The sequence below is a fragment of the Bacillus sp. SW14 genome, assembly GCF_047608225.1.
In the GTDB taxonomy this organism is placed as follows: domain Bacteria; phylum Bacillota; class Bacilli; order Bacillales; family Bacillaceae; genus Bacillus; species Bacillus subtilis_G.
This window is the reverse complement of record NZ_JBLKRW010000001.1, coordinates 1,290,660-1,305,184: the sequence shown is the minus strand read 5'-3', so window position 1 is coordinate 1,305,184 and position 14,525 is coordinate 1,290,660. Positions and strand designations below refer to the sequence as shown.

General features: G+C 44.8%; 14 protein-coding genes and 1 other annotated feature. Of the genes, 6 read left to right on the top strand and 8 right to left on the bottom strand.

Features of this window, described 5'->3' with window-relative positions; all coding sequences use genetic code 11:
- Positions 1 to 51: 51 nt before the first annotated feature.
- Positions 52 to 1,755, bottom strand: coding sequence for a septation ring formation regulator EzrA (gene ezrA / locus ACMX2I_RS06660; RefSeq protein ID WP_414956515.1), 1,704 nt, complete (start codon positions 1,753 to 1,755; stop codon positions 52 to 54).
- Positions 1,756 to 1,951: 196 nt separating this feature from the next.
- Between ezrA and hisJ the strand changes: the two genes are divergently transcribed.
- Complete coding sequence (gene hisJ / locus ACMX2I_RS06655) at positions 1,952 to 2,761, top strand: histidinol-phosphatase HisJ (protein ID WP_202326912.1); 810 nt, start codon at positions 1,952 to 1,954, stop codon at positions 2,759 to 2,761.
- Here the strand turns inward: hisJ and refZ are convergent.
- Entirely contained in the window at positions 2,754 to 3,377 is a 624-nt protein-coding gene (gene refZ / locus ACMX2I_RS06650) for a transcriptional regulator RefZ (RefSeq protein ID WP_003223478.1), read from the bottom strand. The two genes, hisJ and refZ, sit on opposite strands and share 8 nt — an antisense overlap.
- Positions 3,378 to 3,503: 126 nt before the next feature.
- Here refZ and ACMX2I_RS06645 point away from each other — a divergent pair, with 126 nt between their 5' ends.
- A complete protein-coding gene (locus ACMX2I_RS06645) occupies positions 3,504 to 3,995 on the top strand; it encodes a GAF domain-containing protein (RefSeq protein ID WP_087992455.1) in 492 nt (163 codons plus the stop codon).
- 37 nt (positions 3,996 to 4,032) lie between these two features.
- On the opposite strand, the gene ACMX2I_RS06640 is transcribed toward ACMX2I_RS06645, so the two are convergent.
- Positions 4,033 to 5,775 (bottom strand): diguanylate cyclase domain-containing protein, encoded by a 1,743-nt coding sequence (locus tag ACMX2I_RS06640; RefSeq protein ID WP_414956514.1) that lies wholly within the window; start codon positions 5,773 to 5,775, stop codon positions 4,033 to 4,035.
- Between the two features lie 294 nt (positions 5,776 to 6,069).
- Between ACMX2I_RS06640 and rpsD the strand changes: the two genes are divergently transcribed.
- Entirely contained in the window at positions 6,070 to 6,672 is a 603-nt protein-coding gene (gene rpsD / locus ACMX2I_RS06635) for a 30S ribosomal protein S4 (protein ID WP_087992458.1), read from the top strand.
- Positions 6,673 to 6,693: 21 nt separating this feature from the next.
- Here the strand turns inward: rpsD and sr7p are convergent, their stop codons facing one another.
- The 3 genes from sr7p to acsA form a co-directional block, all read right to left on the bottom strand.
- A complete protein-coding gene (sr7p, locus tag ACMX2I_RS06630) occupies positions 6,694 to 6,822 on the bottom strand; it encodes a small protein SR7P (RefSeq protein ID WP_277986961.1) in 129 nt (42 codons plus the stop codon).
- 159 nt (positions 6,823 to 6,981) lie between these two features.
- On the bottom strand, positions 6,982 to 8,250 hold the full coding sequence (tyrS, locus tag ACMX2I_RS06625; protein WP_394715719.1) for a tyrosine--tRNA ligase: 1,269 nt from the start codon (positions 8,248 to 8,250) through the stop codon (positions 6,982 to 6,984).
- Positions 8,251 to 8,299: 49 nt separating this feature from the next.
- Positions 8,300 to 8,537, bottom strand: a binding site (T-box leader).
- A 54-nt stretch (positions 8,538 to 8,591) separates the two neighbouring features.
- Positions 8,592 to 10,310 (bottom strand): acetate--CoA ligase, encoded by a 1,719-nt coding sequence (gene acsA, locus ACMX2I_RS06620; RefSeq protein ID WP_414956513.1) that lies wholly within the window; start codon positions 10,308 to 10,310, stop codon positions 8,592 to 8,594.
- Positions 10,311 to 10,468: 158 nt separating this feature from the next.
- On the opposite strand from acsA, the gene acuA reads away from it, so the two are divergent.
- The 3 genes from acuA to ACMX2I_RS06605 are packed head-to-tail and all read left to right on the top strand — an operon-like array spanning position 10,469 to position 12,935.
- Entirely contained in the window at positions 10,469 to 11,101 is a 633-nt protein-coding gene (gene acuA / locus ACMX2I_RS06615; protein WP_087992825.1) for an acetoin utilization protein acetyltransferase AcuA, read from the top strand.
- Between the two features lie 26 nt (positions 11,102 to 11,127).
- Entirely contained in the window at positions 11,128 to 11,772 is a 645-nt protein-coding gene (locus tag ACMX2I_RS06610) for an acetoin utilization AcuB family protein (RefSeq protein ID WP_414956512.1), read from the top strand.
- A complete protein-coding gene (locus ACMX2I_RS06605) occupies positions 11,769 to 12,935 on the top strand; it encodes an acetoin utilization protein AcuC (protein WP_414956511.1) in 1,167 nt (388 codons plus the stop codon). The genes ACMX2I_RS06610 and ACMX2I_RS06605 overlap by 4 nt, the downstream gene beginning before the upstream one ends.
- A gap of 29 nt (positions 12,936 to 12,964) precedes the next feature.
- Here ACMX2I_RS06605 and motS read toward each other — a convergent pair whose 3' ends face one another.
- Positions 12,965 to 13,675: a flagellar motor protein MotS gene (gene motS / locus ACMX2I_RS06600; RefSeq protein ID WP_414956510.1), complete on the bottom strand. Its 711-nt coding sequence runs from the start codon at positions 13,673 to 13,675 to the stop codon at positions 12,965 to 12,967.
- Positions 13,665 to 14,483, bottom strand: a complete 819-nt coding sequence (gene motP, locus ACMX2I_RS06595; protein ID WP_148962354.1) for a flagellar motor protein MotP — start codon at positions 14,481 to 14,483, stop codon at positions 13,665 to 13,667. The genes motS and motP overlap by 11 nt, the downstream gene beginning before the upstream one ends.
- Positions 14,484 to 14,525: the final 42 nt, after the last annotated feature.

Here is a 14,525-nt window from a genome sequence, read left to right as displayed (position 1 = left end):
TCAATACATACAAAAGGCCAAGCACTTATGCTTCGGCCTTTTGTATACACTTTATTGATATTGATGCTCTTTAGTCTTTTGTGATTCTATTTTTTGAACAGCACCCGGAGCCGCTTTTTCAACCGTGGATGCTGCAATTTCATACGCTTCACTGTAATCAAATTCATAAAAACGTCTTTCCGCTTCTTTCAGCTGTTCAGATAAAATATGATTCTGGCTTCTGAACCGGTTTCCAAACTGAATGATTTTTTCAATGAGGATGACCTGCTCGACAAGTTCCTCTGATTCCCGGCTTGCCCTGTTGACGATCTCTTCTGCTTGCTTCAAATGGGCTCCGGCTTCTTCCATATTTAATGGAAGATCGTTTAGTTGGTTGACTGTTTCTTGAATGTGATGATGCGCGTTTTCCAGCATTTCTTGAATATGACTCGGAATGCCTGGAATATTGCTTGTCTTCAGCAGTCTTGCTGTCTCAGAAATTGTTTTTTTCAAATTGCTGAGCGTCTCTCTCGCTTGAAGCTCTTCTTTTCTCAGCGCTTGCAGCTTTTCACGGTATTCAGCATGCTCTTTTTTCACTTCTTCAATCTGCTTCTCTATTGAAGCAACTTCTTCTACTAAGAGTGAGTAGGCGACATGCTCTGCATCGAGCTTATCTTTAACCGAGGAGAGCAGCTTGCCAATTTCATCAAGGCGCTTTTCAAAAGCCTGCTGTTTGCCGAGCTCGCCGGCTGTCAGTCTGTAGCTTTCCTTCACCAGCTCAGTTTCCGCCTTTGTATGCTCTTCATCCTCTTTCAGCTTGTCATAAGCAATGATCAATTCAGGCATTTTGCTTAGCACAGATTGGCCGGCATCGACTTCACCTTCCAACTGCTGGTACACAGATTGAATATTTTCGTCTATGAGCTGCAGGATCGCGGACGCTTCATCGATATCCAGCTCAGTCATCAAGACATGCTCCGCCCGTTTCAACTGATTTGACAGATTTTCTAATTCCTTATCAAGCTGGATATGCTCAAGCTTATACCCTTTCTCTTTCATTTCGCGATAGCCGTCCTTGAGCTTTGCAATCTGGCCGGGTACCGTCTGCTTGCAGTCAGCCAGCAGCTTCGGCACGTCATCTATATATGACTGAAGCCGTTCAAGATTGCGGTCCTGCTCAAGCAGCACTTTTCGTGCGGTAATATAGTTTCCGCCTTCTGTTTCTTCTTCATATTGTTTGATTCCGCTCCAAATTTCGTCAAGATCCTTTTCAAGACTGTCATAAAGCTCCCCGTAAAGGTGGCTGTAAGCCAACAGGTTTTTTCGCGATTTTGAATAGCGCTCTCTCACCTGTTCAATCTCTTCGCGGCTCTTTTCCTCACTTGTGACAAGGTCGCTGATTTCCCGCAGAATCTTTTCAATGTTTGATTCCGCCGCGGTCAGCAGGTCGTCGATATGAACGAGCACTTGATTGGCCTTTTTAAATCGGTATTTGTCTGCATTTTCCTCAGCATCATAAAGGAGCTCTTCAACTTTCGGCATGTGAGCTGTGACAATCTCATCCCATTCTTCACGCCACTTTTCAAAGAACTCTTCTGTCTGACCCGTCATTTTTAAATGTTTAATTTTGGACATTTCTTCCACAATCGACCGGTTCAGAATTTCAATCTTCCACGATTCCAGCCGGTCAATATCAGCGTAGATTTTTTTCCTGAAAAAGTAGCCTGCCGCAAACAGGGCAAGCAGTACAATTAATAATCCAATGACAAACTCCATAATGAGCCCCCTTGCTGTTAACCTTAATCTGTCAGGGTGTTTTATTTATTCAGAAAGATTTCAGGATATGTATTGAGAAAAACTGTCGTTTTCATTGTTATTATGATACCATGTAACCAACATTTTTTGACCAGAATTCAAAAACTTTTTGTGCAAAATCGGCAGGATTTGACTATTTTTTCACGGGGTGACGCCAATGCAAAAGCGAGACGGGCATATTCACACACCATTTTGCCCTCACGGCTCAAACAACACACTCAGACAATATGCAGAAGAAGCCTTAAAAAAAGGCTTTGAATCGATTACTTTTACCGAACACGCCCCATTGCCGCCCTCTTTTACTGATCCGACGCCGCAGAAAGACAGCGCGATGGCGCAAGCCTCTTTGGAACGCTACATCGATGACATTTCCGGATTAAAAAAAGAATATCGCGGGCAGCTTGCCATACATACGGGGCTTGAGGTCGATTATATTGCTGAATTTGAAGATGAAATTAAATTATTACTGGACACATACGGGCCATATTTAGATGACAGCATCATATCCGTTCATTTTTTGCGCGCAGGTTCTTCCTATCTGTGCCTTGATTATGATGAGCATACCTTTAAAGAGCTGATTTCAGCCTGCGGAAGCATCGAAGCTGTATACGAGCGGTATTACCGCAGCATCTATTCCTCCATTGTATCATCTCTTGGCAGCTATAAGCCAAAAAGAGTCGGTCACATCACACTCGTCCAAAAATTCATCAAGCTGTTTCCGTACAGCATGTCTGAACATATTCGCGGAATCGTTTTTCAGTGTCTGGATGCCATTGCAGAAAACGGAATGGAGCTCGACTTCAATACTTCCGGCTTAAGAAAAACGTACGCAGGAGGCATTTATCTTGAGGATTGGATGATGAATGAAGCGAAGCAAAAGAAGATCCCGCTTGTGTTCGGGTCTGATGCCCATCAAGCGGGAGATGTCGGATACGCATATGAGGCGTTTGCGGAGCAGGCTAATTGATAAGCGCCACGTCCCCTGTCCGGAAGACGCTTCTGATCCAAATCTTGATTTCTTCAAAATACATTTTATAAAAGTACGGCTCGTGCGGCTGCATGTAGAGCACTTCTGAAATATATTGAGGCTGGAGATAGGGCATCATCAAGAGAGATTTTAATTGGAGAATAAAATGGGGCAGCGGCAGCGTTAAATGTTCACGCTGTTTTTCTCCTTCCTCAATGATCAGCTGGAAGATATACTTTTCCTTCATTAGATATGTCGACATAATTTCTCTGATTAACGTGGAGTCAATCGTGACTTCCCGATAGACAAAACGAGTTAATTGACGATGATTGTGCTGATAGGATAAAATATCGAAAACCAATTGAAGAAGCTGTTCTTGCGTGCTTTGAGAAGAGATATTGCCTGCCGCTGTTTCAAGCGTTTTACTGTAGCCTTCGTAAAACTCTGAAACTAAGTGTTCCATCAAACCTCCCTTGCCTTTAAAATAGTAGGAGATGTGCGCAACATTTACATCAGCTGACTTTGCGATTTCACGGACAGACGTGCCAGAAAATCCTTTTTGGTTAAAGAGCATGACAGCAGATTCAATAATTTTGTCTTTGGTGCTTACTTTCATTCGGCTCACTCCTTCCTCTTGATACAATTCAAGCAGAAGGCCGCTGTTCCTGTAAGAACTTATCGACAAATGCCGGCAGAAAAGCCGGAACTTTGTTTTATATTATAGAAAAAGTGAGGGTTTTCCATGTTCCATGTCGAAAAACAATCTGGAGATAAAGAAAAAGACTATCAGCTTCTGCTAAAACAGCTCGAAGCCATGACCGAAGACGAAACAGATCAAATCGCAAACTATGCGAATGCCTCAGCGCTCCTGTATCATTCGCTGCCTGAAGTCAACTGGGCGGGTTTCTATTTTGCCAAAGAAGAGGATGGACAGCTTGTGTTAGGACCGTTCCAAGGTCTGCCGGCATGTGTTCGGATTCCTTTCGGCAGAGGCGTTTGCGGCACAGCCTATGCAAACGGAAAAGTGGAGCGTATAGAGGATGTAAACGCGTTTCCGGGACATATCGCCTGCGATGCAGCGTCTCAATCAGAAATTGTGCTTCCGATTCATGTAGGCGGAAAAGTTGTCGGCGTCTTGGACATCGACAGCCCAGTGAAAAACCGTTTCGACGAAATCGACGAAAAGTATTTATCACAGTTTGCCGAAAAGCTTGAAAAAGCGTTAGCACAGTAATATAAAGGCCCAAAACTCATAGTGTTTTGGGCTTTTGTTATTTTATTGATTCGTGTATCATCAAGCGGTTTTTTCCGTTTCGTTTCGCGCTGTAGAGGGCTTCATCAGCCTCATGCACAAGCTCTTTCAGTGACTTTCTTGTTTTTGCCGTCCAGCAGGAGATACCGCATGAAATGGTCACCTCGGGTTTCGTGTTTTTTCTGACTGCATAAACCAGTCTCTCAGTAATCCGTTTCCCCACCGCAACCGTCACATTCGGCAAATAAATCGCCAGCTCCTCGCCTCCCCAGCGGGCGCCGACATCATGCTTTCGGATGTTGCTTTTAATAACCGAAGCGACTTGAATTAAAATCTCGTCCCCAGTCTGATGACCGTACGTATCATTTACATTCTTGAAATTATCAATATCAACAAGTATAAAAACACCCTTTTGGTGGATCTTCATACTGTATTGAATTTTTTCATCTAAATACACCCTCGAATACAGCTCAGTCAGCTGATCTGTTTTGACGAGATGCTCAAGGCGGTCGCGGAGCATTGAGTTGGTTACAGCCAGAGTTGCGTGCCGAATCAGCGCCTGAAACAGCTTGTACATTTCAAATGTAAAAGCGTACATTTCCTCTTTCAATAAAACCGCGAAACCTAAAAGCCTGTCATTCTCAATCATCGGAACAGCCATCAGCGAGCCGTAGCCGGCCTTTCCGAAAACAGACTGGCCATTTCCGATGAAAACTCCTATTTCCCCTTCATACAGCTTTTCTTTCATTTCATTAAAAAATTCAGACGGCTTCGCTTCCTTAAAAAACGCTGTGCTGCCGGGGAGCAATGTCAGGTTTTCAAAATGGTCTATATGAAAAAAACCCACTTCTTCCGCCTGAAACGATTCTGCCATTCTCACAGCCAGGTCATTCATCGTATCGGCCAGTGTCAGCCGCTGATTCAGGCGGCGTGACGTTTCATTAATCAATTCCAAATTTGCGATGCTTGCTTTGGATTGCTCATAGAGCTGAGCGTTTTCAAACGCTTTTCCCGCCGCGTTTGCTATCAGCGACATTTCATCAAGATAGGCGTCATTAAGAAAACTGCCGCCCGTTCCTTCAGCCTTCAACACCCCGTACGTTCCCTGCTGTCCTTTGATCGGAATATAAGCGGCAGATTCATTTTTCCGCAAAATATCCCCGGATAAATACACTTTGAGAGCAAAGGAATCGGATTTTTCCCCTTCCATATAAAGCTCTTTTGCAGGAACACCTAAACATTGATCTTGATCGTGCGATATATATAGAGAAAACTCAAACATAGAAAACGTGCCGGTTAAGCTTTCTAAAAGCTGCTTCAGCACTTCTGTCTGATCAAGCAGTGAATGGAACAGCTCTGTCATTTTGTATATCTTTTTTTGATAGATCGTTTTGATATAGAGTTTTTCCTGTTTCATTGACTGGTTTAAAAATGATGAAACCAAGTCGGGAAGCCCTTCAGGTATCTCTACCTCCTGCCTGCATGTCAGATGATAGCGCCTGCCGCCGGTGTCCTCAATCAGGTAAGATGAGGCGTTTATTTTCGAAGCGGAAAATCGAACTTCATCATCCGCCTGTTTTGAAGCAGAACCGACGGATGGTGTCGGTGTAAGCGAAACACATAGGGATGAAAAATAAGTTTGAATAGCCGAAGTCAGCCATATGAAAGAGTCGGTGAAAGTGACTTTTTCAGATTTGGTTAATAAGAAATCGAGCATATGATAATGAAAGGCGGATAATTGTTCTTTTGTTTGTTCTACCATGTTTTTATCACCTGAAAGTTTACCACTAATTTTTGTTTATTATATCATAAACGGCGAAGCAATAATGAAGGAATGGTTGACTTCAAATCAAATAAATTATATAATGACCTTTGTGTGAAATATTGCAGCCTTTTTGTTCAGCTTCTATGTTTTCATTTTGTTCCTTATTCATAAGGTGTATCGTGTAACTCTCTGCTGCTGGAGCGAGGATACATGAAAACAAAATGTACATGGTCGAATAGAGCAGACGGTTTTTATTTTCCACAAAAATAAAACCAAAGGAGGAGTCACATTATGGCTCGCTATACAGGTCCATCTTGGAAACTGTCCCGCCGTCTAGGAATCTCTCTTAGCGGTACAGGAAAAGAATTAGAAAAACGCCCTTACGCTCCAGGTCCACACGGTCCAGGACAACGTAAAAAATTATCAGAATACGGTTTGCAATTGCAAGAAAAGCAAAAGCTTCGTCACATGTACGGTGTAAACGAACGCCAATTCCGCACTTTATTTGACAAAGCTGCTAAACTAACTGGTAAACACGGCGAAAACTTCATGATTCTTTTAGATTCTCGTCTTGATAACGTTGTGTACAAGCTAGGTTTAGCACGTACTCGCCGTCAAGCTCGCCAATTGGTTAACCATGGTCATATTCTTGTTGACGGAAGCCGCGTTGATATCCCGTCTTACCAAGTAAAACCTGGTCAAACAATCGGTGTTCGCGAAAAATCAAGTAACCTTTCTATCATCAAAGAATCTGTAGAAGTGAACAACTTCGTTCCTGAATACCTTACTTTCGACGCTGAAAAGCTTGAAGGTACATTCACTCGTCTTCCTGAGCGTTCTGAACTTGCTCCGGAAATTAACGAAGCGCTTATCGTTGAGTTCTACTCTCGTTAATCGTTTTAAAAACCCCTGCCGCTATGCGGTCGGGGTTTTTTTATCGTCTGTTTCGTCTGGTGCCTCTTGCTGGCCAACACTATCTCGCGTCTGATGCTCCCAATAATCCCGCTGGAGCCTTTCTTTTGCAATCGTACACATAAGATTCATGGTCAGCGCTCCTTTCTTAAAAGGTGGTGCTTGGAGGTGCTTGGAGGTGCTTGGGAGGTGATTGGTCGTGTTTGCCCTATCTAATATACTCTTTTCCTGTCATTCCTATGCGATAAACCAAAAAAAGATCCTTTGCCCATATCGGCAAAGGATCTTTTTTTATTTATACGTCAAAAGAAAGTATTTTTTCTTCCCGCGGCGCAGGACAGTAAATTGGCCTTCGATACGGTCTTCAGCAGATAAGAGATAATTGATTTCCGTCTGGCGTTCGCCGTTAATGTAAACAGCTCCGTTTTGAATGTCTTCACGGGCTTGGCGTTTTGAAGGAGATAATGCAGATTGCACCAATACATCTACAAGTGAAAGCTCCTGGCTGCTGTCAGCTTCCATGGAAGGGACATCCTTAAAGCCCACTTTTACGTCCTGGGCAGAAAGCTCTTTAATATTGCCGCTGAACAACGCTTGGGATATGTTGATGGCTTGCTCCAGCGCCTCACGTCCATGAACGAGCGCTGTCACTTCTTCTGCGAGGCGTTTTTGCGCTTCCCGCTTTTCTGGCGCTGTTTCTGTTTTCTCAGCGTATGCTTCAATTTCTTCTTTTGATAGGAATGTAAAGTATTTTAAGTATTTGACAACGTCACGGTCATCTGTGTTGATCCAGAATTGATAAAATTCATACGGCGATGTCTTTTCCTTATCAAGCCAGATCGCGCCGCCTTCCGTTTTTCCGAACTTCGTGCCGTCTGCTTTTGTGACAAGCGGAATGGTAAGGCCGAACGCTTTTGCCCCTTCTTCTTCTGATTTTCTGATCAGTTCAAGGCCCGCTGTAATGTTGCCCCACTGATCGCTTCCGCCAATTTGCAGCTTACAGTTTTTCTCTCTGTACAGATTTAAGAAATCATAAGATTGAAGAATCATGTAGCTGAATTCCGTGTATGAGATGCCGGATTCAATTCTCGAGCTGACCGTGTCTTTTGCCAGCATGTAATTGATACCGAAGTTTTTACCGACATCACGAAGGAAGTCGATCACATTCATTTTGCCGATCCAGTCAAAGTTGTTCGCGATGACAGCAGGGTTTTCTGCTGCATCAAAATCCAGAAATCTGGACAGCTGGTTTTTGATTCTTTGGGACCATTCGGATACGATGTCAGCAGTGTTTAATGTACGCTCCGCTTTTTTTCCGCTCGGATCGCCGATGAGGCCCGTCGCCCCGCCCACAAGCGCAATCGGATGATGGCCCTCAAGCTGAAAACGGCGAAGTGTTAAAATAGGCAGCAAGTGTCCGATATGCAAGCTGTCCGCTGTCGGATCAAAGCCTGAGTACAGGCGGATTTTTTCTTCATTCAGCTGCTTATTTAATCCTTCTTCATCCGTCATTTGCTGAATCAATCCGCGGAAGGATAAGTCTTCAAGTAAGTTTGTCATAAGATAAAGCTCCTTTTTGATTAAAATAAAAAACGCCCCTTCGTTTACACGAAGGGACGATTGATTATCGCGGTACCACCCTACTAATAAGAGAACGCAAAACATTCGTCTTATCACTTTGCCTGATAACGGATCAGGTCCGTTCTTTCACTACTGGAAGCCTGGCCGGCTTTGTTTGCAAAAGCGGTTCATGAGTGTATTCGATATATCCGTCTGTGCTGATTTTCACCGGCCATCAGCTCTCTGGAACGTAAGGATAGTCTACTTGTCTCAATCTTTACCTTTTCATATGAAGCTATATCATTTTTAACATAAATAAAATCCTGTGTCAACGTCGCCTTTTAATCCTCCATCGTTGACAGATCTCCTGCCGGCAGATTAAGCTCCCATGCCTTCAGCACCCGTCTCATGATCTTTCCGCTTCGGGTTTTCGGAAGCTTATCTTTAAATTCAATCTCACGCGGAGCCGCATGGGCTGCAAGACCCTGCTTTACAAATAGGCGAATCTCTTCTTTCAGTTTATCGGACGGCTCATATCCTTCTCTGAGTGCGATAAAGGCTTTAATGATTTCTCCCCGCACCGGATCAGGCTTACCGATCACGCCTGCTTCTGCAATGGCCTGATGTTCGACAAGCTTGCTTTCCACTTCAAATGGGCCGACGCGCTCACCAGAGGTCATAATGACGTCATCGACTCTTCCTTGGAACCAGAAATATCCCTCATCATCCATGTAAGCAGAATCCCCGGACACATACCAGCCGCCCGGCATAAAATACGATTCGTACTTTTCAGGGTTATTCCAAATGGTATGCATCATGGAAGGCCAGCCCTTTTTAATGGCGAGATTGCCCATTCGGTACGGCGGAAGTTCATTGCCCTGGTTGTCAACGATTGCCGCCTCCACACCGGGAATCGGCTTACCCATTGAACCCGGTTTGATATCCATGCAAGGATAGTTGCAGATGAGCTGGCTGCCCGTTTCTGTCATCCACCATGTATCATGGATTCGTTTGTTAAAAACCTTATGCCCCCATCTGATGACTTCCGGGTTTAACGGCTCACCGACACTGAGCACGTGCCGGAGTGAGGTTAGATCATATTTCGCAGCCATCTCATCTCCCGCTCCCATCAGCATTCGAAAAGCGGTCGGCGCGCTGTACCAGACGTTGACGCCAAGCTGTTCAATTGTTCCATACCAGCTTTCAGGGCTGAAACGCCCGCCGACGATGACATTTGTCGCTCCGTTCAGCCATGGTGCAAAAATGCCGTATACCGTACCTGTCACCCAGCCCGGATCTGCTGTGCACCAGTATATGTCTTCCTCCTTTAAATCAAGGACCCACTTTCCTGTCTGATATTGCTGAATCATCGCTTCATGGACATGCAGCACACCCTTTGGCGTTCCAGTAGAACCCGATGTATAGTGAAGCAGATAGCCGTCTTTTTTGTCCATCCATTCGATATCCAGTCTTGTGCCCTCCTGTTTTGCTGCTTCATCGTAATTGATGATGTTTGCGCCGCTTTCAGCCTTTCCGCCGACTACGAATATATGCTGCAAGTGAGGCAGTGTATCAGCCGGTATTCTCTCCAGCAGCTCAGGCGTCGTGACAACTACCTTCGCCTCGCTGTTTTCAAGCCGGTCTTTCACCGCTCCCTCCATAAATGCTTCGAACAGCGGCCCGGCGATGGCGCCAATTTTGATAGCGCCAAGCATTATAAAATATAGCTCGGGTGATCTCGGCATAAAAATAAAAACGCGGTCCCCTTTTTCCACATTTCCATACCGTTTCAGCACATTCCCTGCCCTGTTTGTTTCTTCCTTCATTTCTTTAAATGTGTATTTTTCATCCCGGTTTGCGTCTTTATAATAAAGCGCTACTTTGTTTTTTCGAAACGATTCGGCATGGCGGTCAATCGCTTCATACGCCGCATTCAGTTTCCCTGTCTCATGCCAGGAGAAATGTTTCTCTGCCTCGGCCCAATCAAAATGCCGGTACGTTTCTTCATAATTTTTTAAATGAAAATCCCCTTCTACTGCTGGTAACGCTTTCAAATTCATGCCCAAACATCCCCCTTTGCTGAAGTTGTCACAATTATTATATTATATATTCATATTGTTCTCAATTTTTAAAATATAAACCATATTGAAAACGCTTTAAAATTTGTTATTCTTAAAGAAGCATGTATTTTTATAAGAATTGATGGGACGGTGGATCAGTGGAACATCATAAAACATACCATTCAGCAAACATCAAAACAGCAACCGGCTCCTTACTGATAGAAGGGCCTGTCTCTCCAGAGGATCTGGCAGGTTACGAGTTTCATACAGATTTAACCGCATTTCGCCCGCCCCGCGAGCAGCATGAAGCGCTAGTCGACATTGCCGGCCTTCCCGAAGGGCGTATTATCATTGCCAGAGACGGCAGAACCATTATCGGCTATGTGACGTATTTATATCCTGACCCGCTCGAAAGATGGTCTGAAGGAAATATGGAGGATTTGCTTGAGCTCGGGGCCATCGAGGTGGCGCCGGCCTATCGGGGATGTTCTGTCGGAAAGACGCTTTTGACCGTCAGCATGATGGATGAACAAATGGAAAACTACATCGTGATGACGACGGAATATTACTGGCATTGGGATTTAAAAGGGATGAAAAAAGATGTGTGGGAATACAGAAAGCTCATGGAGAAGATGATGAATGCAGGCGGATTGGCCTGGTTTGCGACGGATGAGCCAGAGATCAGCTCCCACCCTGCAAATTGTCTGATGGCACGCATCGGAAAAAACGTCAGCCAAGAATCAATTGAACAATTTGACAGACTCCGTTTTTATCATCGCTTTATGTATTAACTGACACTGACAAAGGGGAAAAAATAATGATTGTTGAGCAGATCATGAAAAGGGATGTCATTACATTAACAAAGACGGATACGCTTGAAACAGCAATATGCAAACTGAAGGAATTCCATATCAGGCATCTGCCTGTTGTAAATGAAGACCGCCATGTGATCGGCATGATTACAGACAGAGACATGAAACAGGCCAGCCCGAGTATTTTTGAAGAAAGCAAACGAAGCCGATTTCTTACACGAAGCGTAGATTCAATTATGAAAAAAGATGTCGTGTGCGCCCACCCGCTTGATTTTGTTGAAGAAATTTCTGCGGTGTTCTACGAACATGGCATCGGCTGTCTGCCCGTGGTGCAGCACCAAAAATTAATAGGCATTTTGACAAAAACCGATTTGTTGCGGACATTTGTCAAATTGACAGGCGCTGACCAACCGGGGTCACAAATTGAAATAAAAGTAAACAACATCACCAAAAGTCTTGCGGAAATCAGCAGCCTTTGCCAAGACCTCCAAGTGAAAATATTGAGTGTGCTCGTCTATCCGCATGAAGATCCCGGTGTGAAAGTGCTTGTCTTCCGTGTAAAAATGATGAATCCGCTGCCGTTTTTGCAGGCATTACAAAGAAATGGGCACCACGTCGTTTGGCCGTCAGAGCAAAGGGATTTGCTATGAGAGACAGTGTATTTATTTATTCTCCATCCTATCAAACCTATATGTTTCATCAGGAACATCCATTTAATCAGCAGCGGGTTCTGTTAACATATGATTTGCTCAAGACGATCAATGCCTTTGATGATGGAGACATTATCAGCCCGAGACTCGCGACAGAAGAGGAACTTGCCCTTGTCCACACGGACGATTACATTCAGGCGGTAAAGCTTGCGGGTGCCGGTAAACTTCCCGCTGAAGAAGGAGAAAGCTATGGGCTCGGCACTGAAGATACACCTGTCTTTGCCGGCATGCACGAAGCGGCATCACTCTTAGTCGGCGGCACCTTAACGGCCGCAGACTGGGTGATGTCAGGACAAGCCCTGCATGCTGCCAACCTTGGAGGAGGCCTTCATCACGGATTTCGGGGAAGAGCTTCAGGATTTTGCATTTACAACGACAGTGCTGTGGCGATTCAATATATCCAGAAAAAATACAGAGCCAGAGTGCTTTATATTGATACGGACGCCCACCACGGGGACGGTGTGCAATTTACGTTTTACGATACCCCCGGCGTATGCACGCTGTCTATCCATGAAACAGGAAGGTATTTATTCCCCGGAACCGGCCAGATTCAGGAAAAAGGAAGCGGAAAGGGATATGGCTATTCCTTTAATATCCCGCTTGACGCTTTCACAGAGGATAATTCTTTTCTCGAAGCTTATCGGACAGCAGCTTCCGAAGTCGCCGCTTATTTTCAGCCGGATGTGATTATCAGCCAAAACGGTGCCGATGCCCATTACTATGACCCGCTAACGCATTTATCTGCAACGATCAACATCTACGAAGAAATTCCGCGGCTTGCACACACGTTAGCGCATCAATATTGCGGAGGGAAATGGATTGCCGTCGGAGGCGGCGGATATGATATATGGCGTGTAGTGCCCCGCGCCTGGGCCAGAATATGGCTCGAAATGAAGGGAATTGATCCGGGGCACGATATTCCTCCTGAATGGATCGCTAAATGGCAAAAACACTGCCCTGTCACCCTTCCGTCCAGCTGGAGCGATCCGGCCGATTTATATCCTCCGATTCCCCGCAAGCCTGAAATCACAGAAAAAAATGCCCAAACCGTCAGCAAAGCATTATATGCAATACGATCCGAGCAACAGCAAAGAACGAAGTAAAAAAACGACCTTCACGAAGAGGTCGTTTTTCATTTTTTGATAACAATTTCCACACGCCGGTTTTCCTTCATGTGTTCGTTTGTCTTGTTATCCTTTACAGGTTTTGTATCCGCATAACCAACAGCGATAAAGCGCGTTGAGGGAAGTTTCTCTTTTGATGTGAAGTATTGAATGACTCCGCTTGCGCGTGCTGCTGACAGCTCCCAGTTAGACGGATATCGGTATGTCGCAATATTTCGGCTGTCTGTATGGCCCTCCACCTGAATGTCATTTGGAATGGTTTTCAGAAGAACGGCAATTTGGTGAAGAAGTGTTTCAGCATTTTTCAGCACCTTGGCCTCCCCCGAATCAAACAGCACAGACTCCTGCAGAACGAGCACGACACCGCGTTCATCCCGTTTAGCTGTCATTTGGGCCTTCAGGTGGTGGTCTTTTATATATGTATTTACTTTCTTGAGAAGCTGATCCTGCTGATCCTTTTGCTTCTTTGCATTGGCTGGCGATGTGTTCTTTTTTTCTATGGACGTTTGGTCAGGCTGGATCCCGCCGCCTTCCTTTTGGATCGATTCGACTGCCGCTTTAAATTTTTGCAGATCGATTTGGGACATCGAAAAAAGTAAAATAAAGAACACAAGGATCAAAGTGATCAGATCTGAAAAGGTGACCAACCAGCTGGATGAAGATTGTCTTTTTTTCCCGCTTCCTTTCCTTCTTTCAAACCGTTCTCTTCTAAGCTTCATGTATAGATCCCTTTTTTGTTTTTACTTGATTTGGCTGCTTCCGCCATTCTTCCCGGGAGCTGAAAACGACGAGCTGGCTTTCGAGGTTACGAGGGTTTTTTCCGGATTGGATTCCGATAATGCCTTCCACCATTACTTGCTTGATGAAGATTTCACTTTCTGTTTTTTCTTCGAGTTTGGCGGCAATCGGGTTGAATACCATGTTTGCCAGCAATGAACCGTATAAGGTTGTTAAAAGGGCAACGGCCATATTCGGTCCAAGCATGTGCGGATCATTTAAGTTTTTAAGCATCAGCACGAGCCCGACGAGTGTTCCGATCATTCCCCATGCCGGAGCGAATTCACCCGCTTTTTCAAAAACACGCCGTCCTTTGCGGTGCCGTTCCTCCATTGCCGCGATCTCTGAATCCATGACGAGCCGAATCGTTTCTTCATCCCAGCCATCAATTGCTAAAAGCAGCCCTTTTTTCAAGAATGGATCTTTGATTTCCCGGGCCTGATCATCCAATGATAAAAGCCCGTGTTTTCGCGCGTGATCCGAAAGAGAGACAAAGGTTTTCACAAGATCTTTCACATTGTCTTCCTGGCGGATAAATGCCTGCTTTAGCACAGAGGGCGCTTTTCGCAGCTCTCTCGGCGGAAAACTGATAAAAACTGCAGCGCATAGCCCCCCTGTAACGATGAAGAAAGAGGTCAGATCTAGAAAAGAGCGGAAACCGCTTATTCCTGATCCCGAAATTATTCCGATCACAATCATAATCGTTCCTAACACAAAACCAACAGGTGTAAGATAATCAAAACGTTTCATCATTTCTCCCCATGAAAAAAGCAAGAATTCACCTTAGAGGTG

Bases quoted from the DNA above. Each gene is read 5' to 3' on its own strand.
- acsA (WP_414956513.1), bottom strand. From the start codon at position 10,310: ATGAATTTGAAAGCGTTACCAGCAGTAGAAGGGGATTTTCATTTAAAA.
- refZ (WP_003223478.1), bottom strand. From the start codon at position 3,377: ATGAAAGTAAGCACCAAAGACAAAATTATTGAATCTGCTGTCATGCTC.
- ezrA (WP_414956515.1), bottom strand. From the start codon at position 1,755: ATGGAGTTTGTCATTGGATTATTAATTGTACTGCTTGCCCTGTTTGCG.
- sr7p (WP_277986961.1), bottom strand. From the start codon at position 6,822: ATGAATCTTATGTGTACGATTGCAAAAGAAAGGCTCCAGCGGGATTAT.
- motP (WP_148962354.1), bottom strand. From the start codon at position 14,483: ATGAAACGTTTTGATTATCTTACACCTGTTGGTTTTGTGTTAGGAACG.
- ACMX2I_RS06640 (WP_414956514.1), bottom strand. From the start codon at position 5,775: ATGGTAGAACAAACAAAAGAACAATTATCCGCCTTTCATTATCATATG.
- rpsD (WP_087992458.1), top strand. From the start codon at position 6,070: ATGGCTCGCTATACAGGTCCATCTTGGAAACTGTCCCGCCGTCTAGGA.
- hisJ (WP_202326912.1), top strand. From the start codon at position 1,952: ATGCAAAAGCGAGACGGGCATATTCACACACCATTTTGCCCTCACGGC.
- ACMX2I_RS06610 (WP_414956512.1), top strand. From the start codon at position 11,128: ATGATTGTTGAGCAGATCATGAAAAGGGATGTCATTACATTAACAAAG.
- tyrS (WP_394715719.1), bottom strand. From the start codon at position 8,250: ATGACAAACTTACTTGAAGACTTATCCTTCCGCGGATTGATTCAGCAA.
- ACMX2I_RS06645 (WP_087992455.1), top strand. From the start codon at position 3,504: ATGTTCCATGTCGAAAAACAATCTGGAGATAAAGAAAAAGACTATCAG.
- ACMX2I_RS06605 (WP_414956511.1), top strand. From the start codon at position 11,769: ATGAGAGACAGTGTATTTATTTATTCTCCATCCTATCAAACCTATATG.
- motS (WP_414956510.1), bottom strand. From the start codon at position 13,675: ATGAAGCTTAGAAGAGAACGGTTTGAAAGAAGGAAAGGAAGCGGGAAA.